This is a genomic window from Cognaticolwellia mytili, from assembly GCF_002104475.1.
In the GTDB taxonomy this organism is placed as follows: Bacteria; Pseudomonadota; Gammaproteobacteria; order Enterobacterales; family Alteromonadaceae; genus Cognaticolwellia; species Cognaticolwellia mytili.
Genome location: NZ_NBOF01000002.1, coordinates 264234 through 288615 on the forward strand (window position 1 = coordinate 264234; position 24382 = coordinate 288615).

Consider the following 24382-nt stretch of genomic DNA (forward strand, 5'->3'; position numbering starts at 1 on the left):
TCTTTTCAATGCGAACGATATTTACATCACCTAAAAAAGCTCGCTTTATTATTTTTGATCAAATGAGCTTAAGTTTCTCCAGCTAAATATTAGCCAACATTACTATTCCTGCCTTTTAACGCTATAATAATATTATAAAAATAAAATTATTATAGGTTTTAACATGACAGAAAAGCTCACAAAAATTACGTTACCACAATTAAAGTTAGGTATGTACGTTGTGAGTATTGTCAATCCGAAGAAGAATATTAATATAAAATCAGAAGGCTATATCTCTAGCCAGACGACTATTGAAAAGCTCAAAAAATCTGGAATTAAACATTTAACTATTGATGCTTCGAAAACAAAAAAAGAGTCAACTTCGATTATTGTAGACCCCCCTAAGGAAAAGCCAAATAAAACGGAGCTTCCTCAGCAACAAAAAGTATCATTTAGCGCAGAGATGAATAACGCAAAAGTGTTATACAATGATGCGAAAGTATTACAAAAAAAATTGCTGCATGACATATCTAAAGATAAACAATTGGATATGGAAACCATTCACAATACGACTAATGCTATAGTCGACTCAGTGTTTAAAAACGAAGATGCCCTTGCTTGCTTATCTCGATTACGTGTTAAAGATGAATACCTTATTGAACACTCATTAAATGTTGCCATCTTAATGAGTATCTTTGCTAAACATTTAAAAGTTGAAAAGGTCATTATAGAACAACTCGCACTTGGCGCTTTTTTACATGATATAGGAAAAATAAAGGTACCTGATACCATTTTACATAAACCAGGAAAGTTCACTGATGACGAATACGAACAAATGAAAAAGCACGTTGAATATGGTGTTGAAATTATAAGTCAAGAAACCCATATATCGGCAATATCGCACTCAGTGGTAAAATTACATCATGAGCGAGTTGATGGTAACGGCTACCCAAGTAAAGTCCCTGGAGAAGAGCTAGATTCTTATGCAAGAATGATTGCTATTGTTGATAGCTATGATGCAATGACCGCTGATAGAGTTTATAAAAAAGGTATGGCGCCGATTAAAGCCTTTAAAATTTTGCGCTCAGAAGACAATACTGGTTATGATAAAGAGCTAGTCGAGCAGTTTATCCAGTGCTTGGGGATATATCCTGTTGGCACACTCGTTAAGCTTGCTAGTGGGAAATTAGGCCTTATTAGTGCTTTAAATAATAGCAAGCCTCTGAATCCATTTGTGAAAGTTTTCTATAACGCGCGTTTAAATCAAGCAATTCCCATAAAAGAAATAGATTTAAGTCTTGGTAAACATCATGACCAAATTGAGTCCTGCATACGCCCAGAAGATTTTAGCCTAAATCTACTTGGCTTCTTCAAAATGGCTTTCATTGATCAATAAATAGATAAGTCCATCAGTAACAAATCAACCTTAGGTTGTTTAACACCAGATAAAACTTTCAAAGTTGGCAAGCTAAAATGCTTGCTTGGCAATAATTAATTTGTCATGTAACATCTTGCGCCAACGCTGATTGTGTGTACGTTAGCAATACAAGCTTAAGCTTCAAGAGACAAAATATGCTGACTAAAAAGATGGAAAAAGAACAGACTATTAATATTAGTCAATTACAACTCGGTATGTATGTCAAAGGCATCATCAAAAACGATGGTGAAATAATCAAAAGCGAGGGCTATATTTTAGCATCCAAAAGCATTGAGAATTTACACAGTGCCGGCATAAGTAAATTGATTATTGTGCAAGAAAAAACTAAGAAAGTAGAAAAAGTTGACAAAGTCTTCAATGATATCGTCGTCACACTTCCTAGAAGCGAACATAAGACGACTGAGTATAAAAAATCCAACATTACCTTAGAACAAGAGTTAACCACTGCCAATAAGTTGTATCAAGCAACTAAAGCTATACAAGAAAAAATCATTGCTAGCATTAAACAAAAAGAGCAATTAAAAGTTACAGAAATAATACCAACAACTGATGCAATTGTAGCTTCCATTTTTCGTAATCAAGATGCGCTGTCTTGCTTATCACGCATAAATGATAAAGGCAGTTATTTAATGGGACATTCTACGAATGTCGCTATTCTGATGACTATTTTCGCTAAGTACTTAACCTTAGCAAAACCCATTATTGAACAATTAGCGCTAGGAGCATTTTTACATGACATTGGTAAGGTTTTACTACCAACAGAGTTACTAACAACAAAAAAATTAATAACAGAGCAAGAGCAAGAGCTTCTTGATAGCCATGTCCAGTTAGGGATAAAAGCATTAGAATCAACGCCAAGCATCTCACATATTGCAGTAAGAATAATTAATGAACATCATGAGCGCCTCGATGGTTCAGGATTCCCGTTAGGCTTAAAAGGAAAACAAATTGACTTATATAGTCGTATGATTGCGATTGTTGACCGTTACGATGGCATGGTCTCTGGCAGACCAAATAAAAAACCTATGTTTCCAATCAACGCTTTTAAGGCATTAATCAATGAAGCCCCTGATAAGTTAGATGAAGAACTCATCGAAAAATTTATTCAATGTATTGGCATTTATCCAGTGGGGACACTAGTTAAACTTAACAGTGGTAAAATAGGTCTCATCAGTAAAATAAACAATAAAAAACCACTAAACCCTCATGTTAAAGTTTTCTATAATGCCCGTCTAAGTCAAGTGGTTGCCATTGAAGAAATCGACTTAAGTCGCTCTAAGTATAAAGACCAAATTGATTGTTGTATCCGACCAGATGACTTCAGCCTCGATTTGCTAGCATTTTTTAAGATGGCTTTTGGCGAATAAATAAATAAAATAATAGTCGCGAATTTTCACAATAAAAATTCGCAACTGCGATGAAATTTAATTCCATGAAGATAGTGCCAACATGGTAAATTTTTCACCCCGAAAGCTTAGCACAACTTCCTGTGGCCTTATTTCACTGAGTAATAACTCGCGAGCGATATAATCACCTTCATAGCGATCTCGACCATTAACTCGCACCCAGCCTTGACCATCGCTAGCATAAATATGCATCTCAAATTGTAATGATGCTACACCATCTTGCACCCAAGCAGGCATTTTCGCCAGAGAAACTAAGCTTGTGTTGGATTCATCTTCAGCCAACTCGGCTGATTCATCAACCTGTTTTGTTTCTGCTATTGCTGACTGAAAGCTGGCAAGTAATTCGTCTGAAACGCCATCTACTGCCTCGACAACAAAATCTTTACTTTTAACACTGTCTACAATCTCTTTTACTGATTCAGCTATAATGCCACTATTTGGCTTTTTGACAGCAGTATTAATAACGTTCTGAGGCTCATTTTCAAATGACTGTGAATTGTCAATATTTTGATTAACAATAGCCATTTTATCAACAACTAAATTTGCTACTTCATCATTACTACTAGCTGTTATTTGGTTGCGTTCATCAACTACCTGATTGACAAGCGCGCGATATTCATCAAGTTCAGCCTGCAGAGTTTTTATCTTGTTAGTCGTACTCGTTACTTTTGCTTCACTCGCTAAACCATCGTATAAATAGCCTGTAGCTATTGGTTTCGTTGTCCCCCACCAAACTCCAGCCAATGAAACTAAAACCAATAACGTTGCCAAGCTAGTGTACTTAACCCAACTCCCCTGCCACCAAGGCACTACCAGATATTCATCACCAAGGGCATCATGTGCAGCTTGTAAAACAATTTTTCGATTAACGACCGCATTGTTACTATTATAAGCGTTCATCAGTGCTCGTTCTGCCAGTAAGTTCATTAAACGAGGGATACCTTTACAGGTTTTATGAATTGCATTAACAGCACTTTTATCAAAAATATTGCGAAAACACTTAGCAACCGATAATCGATGCTTTAGGTATTGATCAACTTCCTGCTTATTTAGTGGTAGTAGGTGATATCGGGCAGTAATTCGTTGTGCTAACTGTCGTAAATCTCGGCGCTGAAGCAGTTGCTGCAATTCGGGTTGACCAATCAAAATCACTTGTAATAGCTTTTTAGTATTAGTTTCCAAATTAGTGAGTAAGCGCAACTGTTCTAAAACTTCAGGCTGTAAATGTTGCGCTTCGTCGATAATTAATAACGTATTAACATTTTCACTGTGATTTTTAAGCAACTTTTGCTGAATTTTATCTGTTAATATTTTTAACGTTGCGCCCGTTTTACGATAACGGATTTTTAATTCATCACATAACGTTGCTAGTAACTCTTGACTAGAAAGCGTTGGGTTAAGAATAAAAGCCGCCTGAGTATTGTCAGGCAAGTTTTCCATTAGTCGACGGCTAATGGTGGTTTTTCCTGTGCCAACTTCACCTGTTAATAACACAAACCCTCCAGTGTCACCTAAACCATAAGTCAAGTGATTAAGCGCTTCACGGTGACGATCGCTCATAAATAAATAATCGGGATTTGGCGCAATAGAAAATGGTTTTTCTTCTAAACCAAAATAACTTGTGTACATAGAGAATCTTAGCTGATGAATCGGCCTTGTGAAATTAACCTGAACCTGATCATATGTCAAAAACCAAAGGTTAATTATGCTAAACTTTCTAAGTTATTTATTGAGTATTATTTAATTTCAGAGGTCTATCGTTCTTACATGAAAAATATAACACTACAGCTCAACTATTTTTTGGTCGGAGGCGCCGTTCGTGATGCTTTACTCAACAGAGATATCGTTGACAAGGACTATGTTGTTGTAGGCTCAAGTGTTGATGAAATGCTAGAACTTGGCTTTATTCAAGTTGGCAAAGATTTTCCCGTATTTCTTCACCCTGAAAATAAGCAAGAGTATGCTTTAGCGCGCACTGAGAAAAAATCAGGACAAGGTTATACCGGCTTTAATTGCAATTCTGCTGCAGATGTCACTCTTGAAGAAGATTTACTGCGTAGAGATTTAACTATTAATGCAATGGCGATGGATGAAGAAGGAGATATTTTTGACCCTTACAATGGCCAAAGTGATTTAAACAATAGAATATTACGCCATGTTTCAGGGGCATTTATTGAAGATCCTCTAAGAGTCTTACGCGTTGCACGTTTTGCTGCTCGTTATCATGAGTATGGCTTTAAAATCGCACCAGAAACGCTCGATTTAATGACGCAGTTAAGTGAAAGTGGTGAATTACTCAGTCTTTCTGGGGAGCGTGTTTGGCAGGAAATGGAACGAAGCTTAGCCGATCAAAACCCACAAATATTTTTCCAAGTACTGTACCAATGCCAAGCGCTTAAATCACTTTGGCCAGATCTACACAATTTATGGGGTATTCCAAACCCAGAAAGGTGGCATCCAGAAATATGTTCAGGCATACACACCATGATGGTACTAAAACAAGCTGTACTGCTATCAGAAAAAACCAGTGTTAGGTTTGCCAGTGTTTGTCATGATTTAGGAAAGTCTTTGACAGAAGACAGTACATTACCATCACATCCTGGTCATGAAACCGCGGGCTTACCGTTAATCGAAGAGTTATGTGCTCGTTTAAGAGTGCCAACAGCACACAAAGTTTTGGCTTTAAAAGTTTGCCAGTTTCATTTGCATGTACATAAAGCATTTGAATTAAAGCCCCATACTATTTTAAAGTTGTTTAATGACTTAGATGTGTGGCGGAAACCAGATGAGTTTGCTGATTTCTTATTGTGCTGCCAAGCTGATTTTACTGGACGCTTAGGTTTTGAAAACCGTGATTACCCACAAAGAGAGTTTTTATACCAAACCTATAAATTACTATGCAAAGTGACTGCAAAACCTTTTGTCGAAGTGGGCTTAAAAGGATTAGCCATTAAAGAGGCTATCGCACAGCAACGATTGGATGATTTAAAGCAATATAAACAAGAGTATTTAGAGAAGAGTATTTAGAGAAGAGTAGCATAAACTAGAGCAACTAACTCTGTCAGTCTTCAATTATCTTATAAGTTATATATAAGCGAATAATAAAAAGCCATATCAAATGATATGGCTTTTTAAATTTACCTTATATTTAAATTAAAATTTGTATGCAGCTTTTACGTAGTAATAACCACCATTGTAATCAAATGGACCACTTTCATAGTAAACACCGCTAACTACACCGTACGCTCCACCATTTTTTTGTAGCTCTTGAGCTTTGTTATCAAAAATGTTGTTGGCACCAGCCGACAATGTCCAACTATCGTTTAAGAAATAGCTAACTTGAGCATCAATCGTATAAGAAGAGCCTGCCGTTTCTGACCAGCCGTATGAGCTAAACTCATCTTCTTCATCCGCATGTGTTGCAAACCACTCTCCAAAGTAATTTGCACGGACAAACATACTAACGTCTTCCCAGTTTTGTGCTATCGTGAAAGTCGCGCGATGCTCAGGAATACCTTCTTCCAAACGTCTAACTTTGAAACCAGTAGTAAAACTACCCGGATCATCAACTTCAGTTGAATTATAGTTATAAGCAAGGCTAAGCTTTGTGTCCCCACCCATTAATTCCATACCGTAGTTGGCAACAACATCAACACCTCGTGTTGTAGTATCAAAATCGTTAGCAAAAAACGTAACCTTACCACCTAGTAATAATTCAGGGCTTGGGTATTTACCTTGAAGTGCATCAACATCTGCCTGAGTTATATCAAGTTTATCTGTTTGGGCTACGCGATCTTTTACTTCTATATTATAAGCGTCAACTGTCATAAAGAAGTCTCCACTTTGATAAACCATACCTAAAGCATAGCTGACTGACTCTTCTGGTTGTAATTCAACACCACCTTTTTGTGCCGATACAGGGTGTGTTGGCGGAAAAGTAGCAGATTGTACAAGATCACCATTAAATAGTGATGTTTGAGTATTGACTACATTAGCTTGGCCAACAGTCGGTGCACGGAAACCAGTACTGTGAGATGCTCGAAAGGATAATTCATCGTTCACTTGATACTGCGCCGTTAACTTGTAGTTAATAGTATCGCCAAATGAAGAAAAGTCCTCATAACGTAGTGCAGATCCTAATAATAAATCTTCAGTTATATAAGCTTCAACATCAACGTAAGCTGCAATACTCTGGCGCTTATCAATGCCTTGCGATTCAGGAGAGAAACCAGCAAAACCATGTGTCCCCACACTAAACCCCTGCTGGGCTAAAGGTCCTTGCTGCCACGATGATTGTTCACCGCCAGTAATTTCGAAGCTTTCTTGACGCCATTCTAAACCTGTTGCTACATTGATAGGCTCTGAAAGTCCCATATCAACACTTTTAACTAGGTCGAAATTAAAAGACTTTTCTAACTGAGTATAAGCACCGACATCAAAAGAAAGACCAGCTTGATCAGCATTCAATGCTCCCAATGAAGGGTTAACAGTATTAGCTAATGTGTAGGTAGATTTATTACGACCAACTGAGGCACTGATATCGTAAAGCGCTTCATCTAAGAAGCCGCCTTTTATCTCACCACGAGTCCCCATAACTAGTGAAGTATCATTAATATCGCCGGTAAACTGTGGCGTGTAACCACCAGGAAGTAGCTCATTAAATGCCCAACAATTATCATTGTTAGCAACGCCATCAATGTAATCTTGTTGCGTTCTCACATCGCCAGCCGTAATAGGAATATTTGGACATGCTGAAGCATTACCGTCCATTGCTCCTACAAGCAAATCACCGTTGCCATCAGTAAATACACCACCACGACTTTGTGGGTTACGATAGTAGTAACCACCAATTCCTACACGGTTTGAATAATTACCAAACATGTAGAATTCTTTATCATTTCCTAAATCAAGGCCAACATTAGCAAATAATGTAATGTCATCTTCAATTTCGGGGTTACCCCAAGTCATCGCAGGCGTAGCAACATCAGTATTACCAGCATCAATTAAAGCTTGTGCATCAGGACGCTGTACACTTCGACTAGTAGCATCAGCTTCTTTTAGTTGGAAAGAAAGGTTAACAAAACCATCCTTTGTGAAAGGTAAGCCAATATTACCGTCAACAATAGTCGAGTCACCATCACCTTCGTAATACGAACCATATTTAACAGAGATAGAACCGCCTTCTGAATCATCTTTAAGTACAAAGTTCATTACACCAGCAATTGCATCTGAACCGTACTGCGCAGCGGCACCATCACGTAACACTTCAACTTGCTTTAACGCTACGCTAGGAATAACTGATATATCAGGACCTTGTGCGCCATCATTTACTCCGCCACCTTGAAAGGCAATAACAGAAGCGCGGTGGCGACGTTTACCATTCAATAAAATTAGTGTTGAATCAGAAGATAAACCACGTAGGTTTACCGGACGAATAAAAGATGCGGCATCCGAAATAGGTTGTTGGCGAACGTTAAACGACGGTACAGCCGCTTGCAACATATCCAGCATATCACTCGAAGCATTTTTACCTAGCTCATCACCACCAACAATATCAATAGGTACAGGTGATTCGGCCACTGATCGTGGAGCGGAGCGAGAGCCAACAACAGCAATACGTTCAACATCTTTTTCTTTTGCCGATTCTTCAAAGCCGGCAGCAAAGCTAGGAGCAGTTCCTAGCGCTAAGCCCACAGCAAGAGCTAGCGTACCAGTACGAAATTTAGTAGACATGTTATTTCCTTCCTAATATTTTAATATAATTTTTTCATTATCTATTTTTATAATTTTATTTTTACCAGTCGTGCTTGCAGTAGAACAACTATTCGATTAAATAGTAGCGCGAACAAACCAAATGACTTGATTCTTTATAAAACAGCTAAATGCGCTTTACAAGTAGTGTTTTACTCTAAGAATTAACATCCAGTGAATAAAAAAAATGATAAACGAAGATATTCGGAAGTCAGAAATAATTACATTCAGATATGTAACCAATCTGTAACCTACAGTACATATACGCTGTACGAAAAGAATCAAACAAGGAATATGCGAAATATTTCGTATTTAAATTGGCCATGTAGTGTATGTTTAATCAACTAAATATATTGAAAAAAAAATGAACTTTTTAAGTATAAGATATTTACACTGACGAAAAGTACAGAAAAATAGCCGTTGAGAAGGTTAACAGCTTGTTAATGAGTTACTAACTAATCTAGAAAATGTAAATAAAGTAGCAATGTAAATGAATATTTACCTGACAAAAAAAGGCTCCAAAATAAGAGCCTTTACATCATATAAGTTTAAGAATTAGTTGGCGGCTAAAAGGGTAGCACTAACTTCACCAAAGCCAATTCGAGCTGCACCATCTTTTTTACACCAGCCTTTCATCGTTACACAGTCGCCATCTTCTAAGAAGGTGCGAGTCTCACCATTTGGCAATGTAATAGGCTCAGACCCAGCATTAGACAATTCAAGCATAGAACCTGCTTCATCAGGATTAGGACCCGATTGAGTACCACTGCCAAACATATCACCTGAGCGAAGATTACAGCCATTCACTGTATGGTGAGCAACCATTTGTGCGACAGTCCAATATGAATCTTTAAAGTTTGACTCTGACAGTTTTACTGGCTCTTGCTGTGCATTGCGCATAGATTCAGTTGCAATAAGTACTTGCAAGTTAAGATCTAAAGAGCCCTGCTCACGGTTTTGCTCAGACTCTAAATATGGCATAGGTTGTGGGTCTGCTAAATCTCGTGTCCATTCTGACTTATAAGGCGCCAATGCTTCAGAAGTAACAATCCATGGTGAAATAGTTGACGCAAAACTTTTTGATAAGAATGGCCCTAATGGTTGATATTCCCAACCTTGAATATCACGTGCCGACCAATCATTAAATAAGCAAATACCGAATACATGATCATCCGCATTCTCGATGCTAATTGGTTCACCTAGGTCATTACCATTACCGATAAATATACCTACTTCTAATTCATAATCTACACGTTTTGATGGACCAAAAGATGGTTCAGTTGCCGTTGGAGCTTTCGTTTGACCTTTCGGGCGTTTAAAGTCGCTACCTGATACTTCAATTGAAGAAGAACGGCCATGGTAACCAATTGGAACCCACTTATAATTTGGTAACAATGGGTTATCAGGACGGAATTTTTTACCAACTGAAGTCGCATGATGAATCGAAGTATAGAAATCAGTGTAATCTCCAATTTGGCACGGTAATGAATATTCAACGTCACTTTGTGAGACTACACACTGTGAGATTTGAGCTTCTAAACTTGAACCTTTAGCTAACGAAAGTGATAACGCTTTACGTAAAGCACTCCAGTATTGCTTGCCCATTGCCATAAAGGCATTTAATTGTGCTTGAGCACAAAGCTCTAGTGCGGCTTGAGCATCACCATCAAAAATATTAAGTGCAAAAAGTGCTTGTAAATCGACAACTTGATCGCCGATGGCAACCCCTCCACGAAATGCCTCATCACTTGCTTTACGTTTAAAGCTGGCAAACGGTAAATTTTGTATAGGAAAGTCACAATTTTCCAAATTAGCAGATTCAATCCAGCTGCTTAAAGCGGGGTTATGGGTTTCATTAAGTAAATTGGTGTTAGACATTTGCTAAACTGCTCCAGAAAAATATAGATGTAATGCTAGGTGTAAATACTAGCTAATAATTATGTGATACCAAGGGTATTATTGCGCAATATTATAACAAGCGATCATATAAACGCTACGCAAACCAAATTTACTTATAAAACAACTGTCAACAATATGTTGCAGAGCTTGGTTTACATTTTGCTAAATCATATAAATCCAGCTTACTACCTGATAAATATAACAACGATGCTTTTAGCTACTTTAGTTGAATTATACTTATTAAAGCTAAAGTTAAAAAAACATTAAAAACATTACATATATCACTAAATTTTTTGATAAAATATTGCTAGATTTATTTTACGATAAATCACAACATAACTCTAAATTAAAGAGTCTCTTTCAATCTAAAGCTCCTGACTTACTATCAGGTTCGCTCAATGGGTCAAAATATGAATAACATCACAGTTTGTGCATTATATAAATTTGTTCGCTTAGAAAACTTTGAAGATGTTAAGCCTCCTTTACTTGAAGTAATGGAAGAAAATGATGTTAAAGGTACATTACTTTTAGCACTTGAAGGTATTAACGGCACAATAGCTGGTTCTAAATCAGGTATAGATGCGGTGCTTAATTTTATCAATAGTGATGAAAGGTTAGCTGGCGTATCTTTTAAATGCTCTTACCATCAAGCAAACCCTTTTCAACGTACTAAAGTTAAATTGAAAAAAGAAATAGTTACCATGGGTATCGAGGGTATAGACCCTACGTTGACCGTTGGCACTTATGTTAAGCCTAAAGATTGGAATGCCCTAATCTCCGATCCTGAAGTTTTACTGATAGATACCCGTAATGACTACGAAGTAGAAATTGGTACATTTAAAAATGCTGTAAATCCAAATACTGAAACTTTTCGAGAATTTCCTGAGTACGTCGCGAAAAACCTAGACAAAACTAAACATAAAAAAGTAGCAATGTTTTGTACTGGCGGTATTCGTTGTGAAAAATCAACAGCATATCTTAAAGAACAAGGTTTTGAAGACGTATATCATCTTGAAGGTGGCGTACTGAAATACCTTGAAGAAGTTCCAGAGCAAGAGACTATGTGGCAAGGTGAGTGCTTTGTTTTTGACGGTCGAGTAGCGGTAAATCACAATTTAGAACGTGGTCAGTATGATCAATGCTTTGCTTGTCGTTACCCTATTACTGAAGCAGAAAAAAACAGCGAGCACTATATACAAGGTGTTAGTTGCCCACGTTGTCATGATAAATACACTGATGAGCAAAAAAGTAGCTTCAGGGAACGCGAAAAACAGATTAACCTAGCGAAGGCGCGTGGCGAAGAGCATATAGGCGGCGATATAAAACAAGCTATTGTTGAACGTCGTGCAACGAAGAATGCCAATAAACAAGCTCAAAAAAGCTAACAGCCTCTTATTATGTAAAAAGCCCGCTTCGTAGCGGGCTTTTTCTATTATGCTTTTAATCGAGTAATAAGTTTATTAAACAAGGAGCTAATTATTCTTCACCTTCATTATGCATATCAAGAATCGAGTCAGCATTTTTATCAGACTTATCCTTGGTTTCGTTATTACGCATAGCATCTAATCTTTCTAAGTAACTTTGATCTATATCTTTCGTTACGTATTGACCATTAAATACAGAGGTTTCAAATTCGGTAATATCAGGGTTTGCCGTTGAAACTGCAGACACTAAATCATCCAATGTTTGGTAGATTAGTTTATCAGCGCCAATTAGCTGACAAATATCATCAAGTTCACGACCATGAGCAATTAACTCATTTGCACTTGGCATATCAATACCATAAACATTTGGAAAACGTATTTCCGGTGCGGCAGAAGCAAAATATACTTTCTTAGCGCCAGCAGCACGAGCCATTTCTATAATTTGACCTGAAGTGGTTCCACGTACGATAGAGTCATCAACAAGCAATACATTTTTACCAACGAACTCTGCCGCGATCGCGTTCAACTTACGACGCACAGACTTCTTACGTTGTTCTTGGCCCGGCATAATAAATGTACGGCCAATGTAGCGGTTTTTAACAAAGCCCTGACGGTAAGGAATATTTAAATGACGAGCAATTTCAAGCGCCGTGTCACATGATGTTTCAGGGATAGGAATAACAACATCAATATCGACATCTTCCCAATCTTTAGCAATTTTATCACCAAGTTTTTTACCCATTTCAACACGTGAGCCATACACCGAAATTTTATCAATAGTAGAATCAGGGCGAGCAAAATATACGTATTCGAAAACACATGGGTGGAAAGTTGGATTTTCAGCACATTGCTGGCTATGTATTTGGCCAGATTCAGTAAAGAAAATAGCTTCACCTGGCGCAACGTCACGTACAAATTCGAATTCATTAGCATCAAGTGCTACTGATTCCGATGCAACCATATATTCAACGCCAGATTCAGTTTCACGCTTACCAAACACTAATGGACGAATGCCGTTAGGATCACGAAACGCCACCATGCCATAACCAATAATTAAAGCAACCGTTGCATAAGCACCACGAATACGTTTATGAACATTACTTACCGCAGTAAATATATCGCTTGGCGCAAGTGAGTGTTGATCAGAATTTTGTAGCTCATGACCTAGAATATTAAGTAATAATTCTGAATCAGACGTGGTGTTAACATGACGACGAGCTTCAGTATTTAGCCAAACTTTCAACTCTTCCGCGTTAGTTAAGTTACCATTATGCGCTAAAGAAATACCGTAAGGTGAATTAGCGTAAAACGGCTGTGCTTCAGAAGAACTTGACGTTCCAGCTGTAGGGTAACGAATATGTCCAATACCCATATCGCCTTGTAGACGCAACATATGGCGAGTATGAAAAACATCTTTCACTAAGCCATTGCCTTTACGCAACCTAAATGTATTATCGTGAATAGTCACGATACCTGCTGCATCTTGGCCACGATGCTGAAGCACCGTTAACCCATCATATAACGCTTGACCAACTGGTGTTTTACCAACAATGCCGACAATACCACACATGAACTTACTCTCCGACGAATTAAGTTTAAGCTAAGAAACTTGATGATTGTTTGAGATATTCAAAAAACCATTCAACTATTAATGTAAATTCTGGAACCAATTGAGAACTCTGCCACCACGCACTTGATGCTGCTGGGGTGAATGCATCCATAAAAAAGAGTACTGCAGCACAAACCAAAACCCCGCGTAAAGCGCCAAACACAACTCCTAGCACTCTATCAGTGCCAGATAATCCAGTTCGACTAACGAGTTGGCCAATAACATAGTTTACCAAAGCGCCTAAGATTAGGGTGGCGATAAAAAGTATTGAAATAGATGCTGCATTGCGCAAGAGTTGGTCTGAAATATTAGTGAGGAAAGTCGATAAATTAACATAAAAGCTACTAGCGACGAAAAAGGCACTGATCCAAACAATTAAGGACACTGCTTCCTTAACAAAACCGCGCACCAAACTAATTAAAGCCGAAATGCCAATAACAGCCAAAATGGCATAATCTATCCAAACCATAAATCGAATATTCTCATTGATTAGAGGCGCGCATTCTACCAGAAGGCTGGTAGAGTTTGCTAATATTTTCGTTATTTAGTCGGCGTAAAACGGGCAACTTTCCCTTGCACATTGGTCAATTTTTTCAACCCTGGAAGCTTTTTTTCCAACGATGACTTTATCAGTTCAGGCCCAACAAAAACCTTGGTCAACTTGCCGTTTTTAGTCTTGATAGGCTTAGTAAAAGCAGTATAGCCGTTACTTTTTAACTTATTGACCAAATCGTCAACATTATTTTGATGCCTAAAGCTACCTAACTGAATTGCCCAAGCTTGTTTGGGAACAGCTTTACTTGGCAATTTTTTAATTTCTTTTGGCTGTGTTTTTTCTATTACTGCTTTATTTTTTTCTGTTGAAAAATCAGACTCTTTTACTAACGTGCTAACCGCGATACCTTTTTCTTTCAATAGCTTTGAGGTATCTATACTACTTGTTTCATCGAGCGCTGTTTCACTATAAATTTTTTCTTGTGGCAATTTTGTTAAGTTTTCTTTTGGAAAAGCTTTATTTGCCGCCGGAAAATCTACTTCAGGCGCTGTAGGTATAGTTTCAAAGTTATCTTGATAAGTTTTTTTATCACCATCAAGTATGTCAGGTAAAACAATAATCGCAACGGCGGCAACAATAATAGTACCTACTAATCGGTTTTGAAACGGTGTAGACAAGCTAGACTCCAAGTTTTGCTAAGTTAACCTAAGTTATACTAATAAACGTCTTATTTCGGCAACGGTATAAAAAGATCCAAAAACAAGAACGAGATCAGTTGCTTTTGCATTTTGTTTTGCCATTCTAAATGCCTGAGAGACATTGTCAAAGCAATTCATCTTAGCTGCGTCTAAATCTCCATACTCTGCAATTTTTTTTGCTTCGCAGCCTCGAGGAACATCGAGCGTTCCAATACACCATTCATCAACTATTGGTATTAACGGAGCTACGGTATTAGTTATATCTTTATCCGATAACATACCAATGACTGCATAAACCTTGCTATAAGTCATTTTTTGCAGTTGTGAAGCTAAATGTCTCGTTGCTTGCGGGTTATGACCAACATCTAAAATAACATCACAATCACTAGTGAATTTTTCCATTCGACCAGGAACTTTAGTTTGCGCAATAATTTGGTTGATAAAACTACTAGTTAAACTAAACGCTAGATCATCAGCTAACAAATTCAACACCATAATGGCAGTAGTAACATTGTCTTGTGGAATATGACATGAAATAAGATCAGAAAATTCATCTTCTCCGTATTGCCATTGCCACAAGTCACTATCCGATTTTTTGACAGTAAAGTTTTGCGCTCTTATGTAAGAAACGGCGCCAATATCATTTGCATGCCTCGCTAAAGATTTAGGAGGATTAGTATCACCAATAACGGCAGGTACGTTTGCTCTCATAATACCGGCTTTTTCAAAACCTATCGCTTCACGCGTTGTGCCTAAAAAAGCTTGATGGTCTAAATCGATAGTGGTGACAACAGCAATATCAGCATCAATAATATTAGTGGCATCTAATCGACCACCCAATCCCACTTCAAGAATAATTACATCAGGCGGTTCACGCATTAGAATAAGGAAGGCCGCTAAGGTAGTGTATTCGTAATAAGTTAACGTTATATCACCACGAGCTTTTTCTATCTGCTCAAAAGCTGCAACTAATGAATCATCATCAATATCAACGCGGTTAATACGCAAGCGCTCGTTAAAGCGCTCAATATGAGGCGAGGAGTACACTGCACAGGCTTTATGTTGCGCTAGTAAGGCATTTTCTAAAAATGCACAGGTTGTGCCCTTACCGTTTGTACCTGCAACAGTAATAACTTTAGAGTGTTGAAATGAAATATTCAAAGTTTCAGACACTTTAGCAATACGCTGCAGGCCTAAATCTATTTCAACGTTGTGGATACTTTCTAAATAAGAAAGCCATTCAGTGAGGTTTTTCTTCACTAAATGGCTTTGAGTAATTTTTGACATGAATTTACCGTTATGAAACTGGGCTGTCTTGCCCCATGAACTTGGCCAGCATACGTGCCAAGGTACTACGCATTTCGCGGCGGTCAACAATCAGGTCGATTGCACCTTTCTCTTTTAAGAATTCACTACGTTGGAAGCCTTCAGGTAATTTTTCACGTACCGTTTGTTCAATTACACGTGGGCCAGCAAAACCAATTAATGCTTTAGGCTCTGCAACGTTAATATCTCCTAACATGGCAAGACTTGCTGAAACACCGCCCATAGTAGGATCGGTCAGTACTGAAACGTAAGGAAGTCCTTTTTCGCTCATCTTAGCTAATGCTGCACTGGTTTTTGCCATTTGCATTAGTGAGAACAATGCTTCTTGCATTCTCGCGCCACCACTCGCTGAAAAACAAACAAAAGGTACGTTATGCTCTAAACAATACTCTACGCCTTTAACAAAACGAGCACCAACAACAGATGCCATTGAACCACCTAGGAATGAAAACTCAAATGCTGCAGCAACAATTGGCATACCATGCAGTTCGCCTTTCATAACAACTAAAGCATCTTTTTCACCGGTATTTTTCTGTGCCGCTGAAATTCTATCTTTGTAACGCTTTGAATCTTTGAACTTAAGAATATCTTGCGCTTCGAATTCTTGACCAAGCTCAACACGCTCACCTTGATCAAGGAAACCATCAATACGCTTGCGCGCAGAAATACGCATGTGATGATCACATTTAGGGCAAACCGACATTTGTCGGTCTAACTCAACTTTATATAGAACCGCGTTACAGCTAGTACACTTACTCCAAACACCTTCAGGAATATTTCGTTTCTGTGTCGACTTTGCTTTCGGGAGAATTTTTTCAATCCAGCTCATAATATATTTTTGCCTATGCACGAAAAATTTAATAATTGTTTAAAATACAACCACTAAATATAAAAATTTTGCTAATTATTACTATAACGATGAATTAGACCATAGTTTGCCTACACAATTATAGGAAAAACTGGTCTGTTTACTTGTTTTTAATTGATTATAATAAAAACAACGGCCCCGGGCTACGCTTTGGAATACTAAATTCTTCGGGGTAATCAACACCCACAAAATATAACCCCGCTGATGGCGCAGTCATTCCTGCAACACATCGGTTTTTTGCTTCAAGTACTTCTTTAAGCCAACTTACTGGCTCTAACTCCTGGCCTATTCTCATTAAACTACCCGCGATATTTCGCACCATATGGTGTAAAAAAGCATTGCCCTTAACATCGATAATAATAAATTCACCTTGGCGTGAAACATTACAATGCAGTAAGGTGCGAATTGGTGAGTGGGATTGACAGTGAACCGTTCTAAACGACGTAAAATCATGGCGACCAATTAAATATTGTGCAGCCTGATGCATTAAATTTTCATTCAATGGGTAGTGGCAAAAGCTAATACCTGAACTTAAAATTGCTGAACGTAAACGACTATTATTAATAATATAACGATAACGTCTGGCAGTAGCACTGAACCTTGCATGAAAGTCTTCATTAACTTCTTTCACCCATGAAACCGCAATATCTTGAGGCAGATTGGTGTTAACCCCTAATGTCCAAGCAACGTCTTTTCGCACTTTATCCGTTTCAAAGTGAACCACTTGATTGGTAGCATTAACCCCTGTGTCTGTTCGACCAGCACAAATTACTTCAATGGGTTCATTGGCTATTTTTGATAGCGCTTTTTCTAGTTTCTCTTGTACACTGACCGCATTTTTCTGTCTTTGCCAACCATGGTATCTGCTACCATCGTATTCTATACCTAAAGCGTAACGCATTTCTTTCTCCACAGCTAAGGCTGCGCATTATCCATGATTTTAACGGTTTTTACCAAGTCACTATTTAATAATGAGTGAAAGTAATGCTAAATACATCACCTAATAACTGTATGGCGCCCTATTACATTAATCAATAAGGGCACTTTAGTACCGTGAAACCGTGCGCTTAGATCGAATTAAGTTATAAAGGTAATGTATGGGACAATTTTAAGATGGCTATGAAAGGCCATGTGACCGCGTCATTGCCTACATGGATGTAGGTACTTAGGTTATGTCTGGAACTAATAACCTGTGCCTACATGGATGCAGGTACTTAACTTTTGTCGGGAACAAAAAAGTTAACCGTTCATCGACGTATATGGACATACTAATGCCTTGAAAGACAGGATGTCTGAGAAAGGCCTGAACATAAAAAAGACTGCAAAACAGCAGCCTTTTTTCAGTTTTAAGCACTATTTGGCTATAGGTTATCTAACAATTGTTGTGCGTCAAATTGTTGCTGGGCATCACCTTGACTAACTACATCAAGCAAAATAACTTCGGCATTTTCATTGTCACCTATCTCTATATAAACCTTAGCTAAATCTAACTTCGCCGCTATGCCATTATCATCATCAATATCTTCTTCACTCACATTACCGGCAAATTCTGGAAACTCTCCAAGCCCAACATCAATATTCATTTTTTCATAAGGTTCTGCAGCTTTAGCGTCCTGTAAGCTATTAGACAATAATGAATCGACAGAAATAAAATCTTCATCACTGTTGTCTTGTCGAGAGTTATCACTAACTTCTTCTACCGGCTCTATTTCAAAGTCATCACCAATATCAAAATTATCACTCAATTCAAATTCATCTGTTGATATAGCGCTATTTTCTTCTTCAATATTAGCTAATAAGTCATCAAAGTCTAGGTTATTTAGTTCCTGAATATCATCTGCCACTGCCGCGTTATCGTTGCTGTAGTTTTCATCAGTAGGGGCATCATCTGCAAGTAAGTCCGCCAGAACATTACTATCAGTAAAGTCAGGTGATAACTCAACAATACCATCGGTGCCCTTTTCATCATTCAAAAGTTGCGCTAGTGTTGAGTCATCAAAATCAGCAGACAGCTCTTGCAAGGTTTCATCATCAATAAATGATGAAATTTCTTCTGCTGCATTATCCACAACTAATTCAGAGTCATCTAAATCAGTATCAAGTAGGTCATCACCAATATCTAGTGAGCGATCATTTTCATGAGCGATGGGTTGATTAACTTCATCAATAAGGGCATCAATATCAAATTCATCCGATATTTCATCAAGTGCATCCTCAATATTAATATTGCTGTTAATTTCAGTAAGAGGCTCAATGGTGTCTCCCACTACTTCAGCCGCAGACTGTGCTGCTATAGTTGAGACGTCAACATTATCTTTTTTGCTATCTGAAAGCTTTTCTTCAATAAATTCATCTCGTAAATCACTGAAGTCTTCTTCGAGAAATGGCTGTACATATTCATCAGAAAAACTATTAATAAGTGCTATATTTTTATTCTTTTCAACATCAATATCGTCAGTATTTGCTATAGTTTCATTCTCGCCAGCTTCCACGCCAATAGCATCAAGTAAAGCGTCAACATCATCAGAATCTGATGCTTCCTGGGTCATACTCTCTGTATTTGCAGAAAGATCCTCATCAACTGTGTCTACGCCAATTGCGTTAAGCAATGCATCTATATCGTCGGGGTCAGAGACATCTGTAATCTCTTGCGCCACTTCCTCAGTATTTGAAAGAGTATTTTCTTCAGCTGTATCTTCGCCAATTGCTTCAAGCAAGGCGTCTATCTCATCTGCTTCGGAAACGTCAGGGGCTTCCTGAGCCATATCCTCAGTGCTCGCAGAAACATCCTCTTCAACCATATCTGCGCCAATGGCATCAAGCAGTGCGTCAATATCCTCAGGGTCAGAAACATCTACATTACTGTCGTCACTTGCCGCATCTAGCAATGCATCGATATCATCAGGGTCAGAAACATCTACATTACTGTCGTCACTTGCCGCATCTAGCAATGCATCAATATCATCAGGGTCAGAAACATCTACATTACTGTCGTCACTTGCCGCATCTAGCAATGCATCGATATCATCAGGGTCAGAAACATCTACATTACTGTCGTCACTTGCCGCATCTAGCAATGCATCGATATCATCAGGGTCAGAAACATCTACATTACTGTCGTCACTTGCCGCATCGAGCAATGCATCAATATCATCAGGGTCAGAAACATCTACATTACTGTCGTCACTTGCCGCATCGAGCAATGTATCAATATCATCAGGGTCAGAAACATCTACATTACTGTCGTCACTTGCCGCATCGAGCAATGCATCAATATCATCAGGGTCAGAAACATCTACATTACTGTCGTCACTTGCCGCATCGAGCAATGCATCGATATCATCAGGGTCAGAAACATCTACATTACTGTCGTCACTTGCCGCATCTAGCAATGCATCGATATCATCAGGGTCAGAAACATCTACATTACTATCGTCACTTGCCGCATCTAGCAATGCATCGATATCATCAGGGTCAGAAACATCTACATTACTATCGTCACTTGCAGCATCTAGCAATGCATCAATATCATCAGGGTCAGAAACATCTACATTACTGTCGTCACTTGCCGCATCGAGCAATGCATCGATATCATCTGGATCATTGATTACAGCTGCACTTTCATCCTCAGTAGTATCACCAGCTAATAAACTGTCTAATGCATCCTGATCAACTTCTCCACCTTCAAGCTCATCAAGTGAATCTTTATTCTCAGTAATATCATCATCTAAACCTGCAAGTAAGGAGTCCAGATCGCCTTGATCTAACTGACCACCTTCAAGAGCTTCGTCTTCAATAATGTCATCTAATGATATATCTTCTAAATCGTCAAGTTCATCCAAATCATCATCGAGCTGAATAACATCATCATCGAGTAATTCATCACCTAGAGATTCTAAATCGTCAGAGAAAAGGCCATCGCTCTCTTCATCCGACTCAGATAAATCGATGGATAATTCATCATCAAGCGATAACTCATCATCAAGGGATAATTCACTATCTAACGACAGCTCACTATCTAATGACAGATCACTATCTACTGATTCAGCTGACTGTTCTGGCTCTTCAGGTGCTTTCTCTTCAACTGCAGTTGCTTGCTTTTTAGTTTCAGGCGGCTTTTTAACAATTTCTTCTTTGCTAGATTTTCGTTTTAAAATCATAGCCAAAAGTAACAAAACTAATAGCGCTGGTAATGTCGCCATAAGAACGATAAACCACGTGCTTGACATAAAATTCTCATTTTCAAGCGCAGCTTTTTGTTTTTCTAATAAAAGATTTTGCTCTCTAGCTTCTGCTTTTGCCAGTAGTTCTTGCTGCAGAGAGATCATATCATCCATCTGTACTTTTATTTCTTTACTTTTCGCTACTTCCGTTTGCATAACGCCAAGTTGATCATTAAAGCTTGTTAAACGCTGACGTAAACCTTCATTTTCTTTCAGTAAACTTTGCAAACCATCAATAGAGTCTAAAACATCATTTTGAATGGTCGCAAGTCGTTGTTGTTGAGTTGTATCAATGGCTTTTAGTTGAACATTTATTTCTGATTTTGCCGCTTCTAAATCTTTCTTATAAACCGATTTATCTTCTGGCGGTTTAGTTTTCTTGGCAGCAGCTCTTATCGTTTTCTTTTGCCAAACTTTGTTATCATTGAGAGATTTCTCTTGAGCATTAGCAATATCTATTGCTCGCATAACATCAATAGGTGGGATTTTTAAATATTGCCCATTGATCATATGATTACGGTTGTTATCTTTGAATGCAATTATATTGTTTTCATACAAGGCTTGCATGACTTGGTAAACAGATAAACGGGGATCAGGTCTAACTTTTAAAGCGATATTCCATAGAGTATCTTTTGCTATAATAGGTCCATAACGATCATAAGAAAATTCGTCTGTCGCCTTAGGTCCACGAATTCGGATGCCAGCTTCCTCAGCAGAAATGGGGAGACTAAAACAGCTAATGCTAATAATAAGTGCCTGCCATAGGCACAGACGTAACAATCTTTGCATTAAGATTTCCTATTTGTAATTATATTTAGCCAATACATTGACGACACCAAGTCAGGAGATTGTAAAGCAAAGATTATTCCAATTATTAATAATTAGTTTACAGCACTTGGTAACTTTTTTTTTACTTTAAGCTATATTATCAAATTAATACGATATTTCTCATTTTATTGTTAATTTAATGAAAGTAAAATTTATCACTATTGCCATAATCGAGATAAAAAAAACCCATCGTTTATTATAACGACGGGTTTCTAGTTTTCTTTAATAAATCTGTAACTTAGATTGAATAATTTAGCTTTAATACTCTGACAAGTGATCTTTAACTAGTAACTCAGCTATCTGAATACTGTTTGTTGCTGCACCTTTACGTACGTTATCAGCAACAATCCACATATTAATACCACTGTTATGACTAATATCTTCTCGAATTCGCCCAACAAATGTTTCGTCTTTACCGCTAGCGTCACCAATTTGTGTTGGAAAGTCTTCATCATTATGACAAACCACAATACCTGGCGCTTCACTCAACAAATTTTTCACTTCTTCAGCAGAAATTGGTGAATTGGTTTCAATATGTAGCGACTCTCCGTGACCAAAAAATACCGGCACACGTACCGCCGTTGGATTTACTAAGACACTGTCATCACCCAATATTTTTTGAGTTTCCCAAACCATTTTCATTTCTTCTTTGGTATAACCATTTTCAAGAAAAACATCGATTTGCGGGATAACATTAAAAGCAATTTGACGTGGAAAATTCTTTGGTTCAATTGGTTTTCCGCACAATAAGTCAGATGTTTGTTTTGCTAATTCATCCATCGCGGCTTTGCCACCACCAGAAACAGATTGATACGTACTTACGTTGACGCGTGAAATACCGACAGCATCATAGATAGGTTTTAACGCCACCATCATTTGAATAGTTGAACAATTAGGATTAGCAATAATATTGCGATTACGATATTCAGCAAGTGCGTGAGGGTTTACTTCTGGCACAACGAGTGGAATATCGGCGTCATAACGAAACTCTGAAGTATTATCAATAACAATACAACCAGCATCAGCAGCAAGAGGTGCAAACTGTGCAGAAATATTACCGCCAGCAGAAAAGAAACCAATTTGAGCTAAGCTCCAGTCGAAATTATCTGCATCTAATACTTCAATACTTTCACCATTAAACTCAATAAACTCTCCGGCAGAGCGAGCACTCGCCAATGGGTAAAGTTTATTAATCGGAAAATCGCGTTCTTCAAGTATTTCAATAATGGTTTTGCCAACTAATCCTGTTGCACCCAGTACGCAAATATCAAATTTCTGTGCCATGTTCCTCTCTCTTTTATCCAAGTTTTTTATTAAAGCCAAGCTGATGTATCACATCTAAGCTCGACACATTATTCAAGCCAACCGATATTGACGAAAACTCCCGGCGAGTCGGGTAGCTTTTGCGAATATGGTCAAATCCTTGAATGTTAATTTGTTGACGAAAAATAGCATCATCACGTCTGACATCGTATACCATTTTCACCATCTGGTTTAGCAGTATTTCATCAAACTCTTGCTTTATTTCAACAGAGTCAACCTGTGGAGTCGGCAAAAAGCCACTTAAGTGTTTATTGGGTGAAATATTCAGCTGTTGACATAATGCCCGATACAACATTTCTGTGCCACGAGCTTTTCCTTCTAAGCTATAACCGGCAATATGTGCAGTGGTTATTTCACAATATTCAATTAACGGCGTTAATATATTCGGTTCAGCTTCCCACACATCTAGAACTAACTTCAATGGGTGCCCTGCTTGCTTCATTTTAAGCAATGCTTGGTTATCAATAACTTCACCACGACAGGCATTAATAAGAATTTGGCTTTCATTTAACTGTGACAAGCGATCTGCATCTAATAAATGATAAGTTGGGTGCTCACCTTCGCGAGTTAATGGCACATGCAGTGAAATAACGTCGCAGCTTAGCGCTTGTTCAAGCGTTACAAAGCATCGTTCATCAGTTGAATTTTCAGCGAGTATAGGATCACATAAAACATGGGCAATATTTAATGCTGTCAACTTTTCACTTAATCTCGAGCCAGTATTACCCGCGCCAATAATGCCCACAGTTAAGCCTGACAGAGTAAGTAAATAGCGCTCGGCTAAAACAACCATTGCACTCAATACATATTCAGCTACTGATATCGCATTACAACCAGGAGCTGAGTTAAAATTAATATTTCGATGTGCTAAATAGCCTTGATCAATATGGTCAACGCCAATAGTCGCGGTACCTACAAAACTTAATTGGGTATTCTCATTCAACAACGCTTCATTTACTTTAGTAATTGAGCGTACTAGTAATACATCAGCGTCGCTAACATCATTTGCAGATAAAGAACGACCAGAGAAAGGCGTTAATATGCCTAAGTCAGCAAAAAACTCTGCTGCAAAGGGCATATTTTCATCATAAAATATATTCATCATAAATTTCCA

At 38.0% G+C, this 24382-nt stretch carries 16 protein-coding genes; 4 read left to right on the forward strand and 12 right to left on the reverse strand.

All coding sequences use genetic code 11. The annotated features are described in order from the left end of the window. The first annotated feature begins 163 nt into the window (after positions 1-163). The gene (locus tag B7C41_RS06100) at positions 164-1375 is read left to right on the forward strand and encodes an HD-GYP domain-containing protein (protein ID WP_085297912.1); all 1212 of its coding nucleotides are present in this window, start codon (positions 164-166) and stop codon (positions 1373-1375) included. A gap of 176 nt (positions 1376-1551) precedes the next feature. Beyond that, the gene (locus B7C41_RS06105) at positions 1552-2784 is read left to right on the forward strand and encodes an HD-GYP domain-containing protein (RefSeq protein ID WP_085297913.1); all 1233 of its coding nucleotides are present in this window, start codon (positions 1552-1554) and stop codon (positions 2782-2784) included. A gap of 57 nt (positions 2785-2841) precedes the next feature. Here the strand turns inward: B7C41_RS06105 and B7C41_RS06110 are convergent, their stop codons facing one another. Further along, positions 2842-4452 carry an AAA family ATPase gene (locus B7C41_RS06110; protein WP_085297914.1) on the reverse strand — a complete coding sequence of 537 codons (1611 nt, stop codon included), beginning with the start codon at positions 4450-4452 and terminating at the stop codon, positions 2842-2844. Between the two features lie 138 nt (positions 4453-4590). Between B7C41_RS06110 and B7C41_RS06115 the strand changes: the two genes are divergently transcribed. Continuing rightward, positions 4591-5850 (forward strand): multifunctional CCA addition/repair protein, encoded by a 1260-nt coding sequence (locus B7C41_RS06115; RefSeq protein ID WP_085298651.1) that lies wholly within the window; start codon positions 4591-4593, stop codon positions 5848-5850. A gap of 126 nt (positions 5851-5976) precedes the next feature. Here the strand turns inward: B7C41_RS06115 and B7C41_RS06120 are convergent, their stop codons facing one another. After that, positions 5977-8556 (reverse strand): TonB-dependent receptor plug domain-containing protein, encoded by a 2580-nt coding sequence (locus tag B7C41_RS06120; protein ID WP_085297915.1) that lies wholly within the window; start codon positions 8554-8556, stop codon positions 5977-5979. Between the two features lie 573 nt (positions 8557-9129). Then, on the reverse strand, positions 9130-10452 hold the full coding sequence (gene fahA / locus B7C41_RS06125; protein ID WP_085297916.1) for a fumarylacetoacetase: 1323 nt from the start codon (positions 10450-10452) through the stop codon (positions 9130-9132). Between the two features lie 431 nt (positions 10453-10883). On the opposite strand from fahA, the gene trhO reads away from it, so the two are divergent. Then, positions 10884-11858 carry an oxygen-dependent tRNA uridine(34) hydroxylase TrhO gene (gene trhO, locus B7C41_RS06135; RefSeq protein ID WP_085298653.1) on the forward strand — a complete coding sequence of 325 codons (975 nt, stop codon included), beginning with the start codon at positions 10884-10886 and terminating at the stop codon, positions 11856-11858. Between the two features lie 91 nt (positions 11859-11949). Here the strand turns inward: trhO and purF are convergent, their stop codons facing one another. From purF to B7C41_RS06180, 9 genes are all read right to left on the reverse strand, one after another. Then, positions 11950-13467, reverse strand: coding sequence for an amidophosphoribosyltransferase (gene purF, locus B7C41_RS06140; protein WP_085297918.1), 1518 nt, complete (start codon positions 13465-13467; stop codon positions 11950-11952). A gap of 25 nt (positions 13468-13492) precedes the next feature. Beyond that, a complete protein-coding gene (locus B7C41_RS06145; RefSeq protein ID WP_085297919.1) occupies positions 13493-13975 on the reverse strand; it encodes a CvpA family protein in 483 nt (160 codons plus the stop codon). 71 nt (positions 13976-14046) lie between these two features. After that, positions 14047-14679 (reverse strand): SPOR domain-containing protein, encoded by a 633-nt coding sequence (locus tag B7C41_RS06150; protein WP_085297920.1) that lies wholly within the window; start codon positions 14677-14679, stop codon positions 14047-14049. A gap of 33 nt (positions 14680-14712) precedes the next feature. Further along, positions 14713-15987: a bifunctional tetrahydrofolate synthase/dihydrofolate synthase gene (gene folC, locus B7C41_RS06155; protein WP_085297921.1), complete on the reverse strand. Its 1275-nt coding sequence runs from the start codon at positions 15985-15987 to the stop codon at positions 14713-14715. 10 nt (positions 15988-15997) lie between these two features. Then, the gene (accD, locus tag B7C41_RS06160; protein ID WP_085297922.1) at positions 15998-16855 is read right to left on the reverse strand and encodes an acetyl-CoA carboxylase, carboxyltransferase subunit beta; all 858 of its coding nucleotides are present in this window, start codon (positions 16853-16855) and stop codon (positions 15998-16000) included. A gap of 157 nt (positions 16856-17012) precedes the next feature. Beyond that, positions 17013-17795: a tRNA pseudouridine(38-40) synthase TruA gene (truA, locus tag B7C41_RS06165; protein WP_085297923.1), complete on the reverse strand. Its 783-nt coding sequence runs from the start codon at positions 17793-17795 to the stop codon at positions 17013-17015. 460 nt (positions 17796-18255) lie between these two features. Next, complete coding sequence (locus tag B7C41_RS06170; protein ID WP_085297924.1) at positions 18256-21906, reverse strand: FimV/HubP family polar landmark protein; 3651 nt, start codon at positions 21904-21906, stop codon at positions 18256-18258. 297 nt (positions 21907-22203) lie between these two features. Next, positions 22204-23229 (reverse strand): aspartate-semialdehyde dehydrogenase, encoded by a 1026-nt coding sequence (locus B7C41_RS06175; protein WP_085297925.1) that lies wholly within the window; start codon positions 23227-23229, stop codon positions 22204-22206. 13 nt (positions 23230-23242) lie between these two features. Then, on the reverse strand, positions 23243-24370 hold the full coding sequence (locus tag B7C41_RS06180) for a 4-phosphoerythronate dehydrogenase (protein WP_085297926.1): 1128 nt from the start codon (positions 24368-24370) through the stop codon (positions 23243-23245). Positions 24371-24382: the final 12 nt, after the last annotated feature.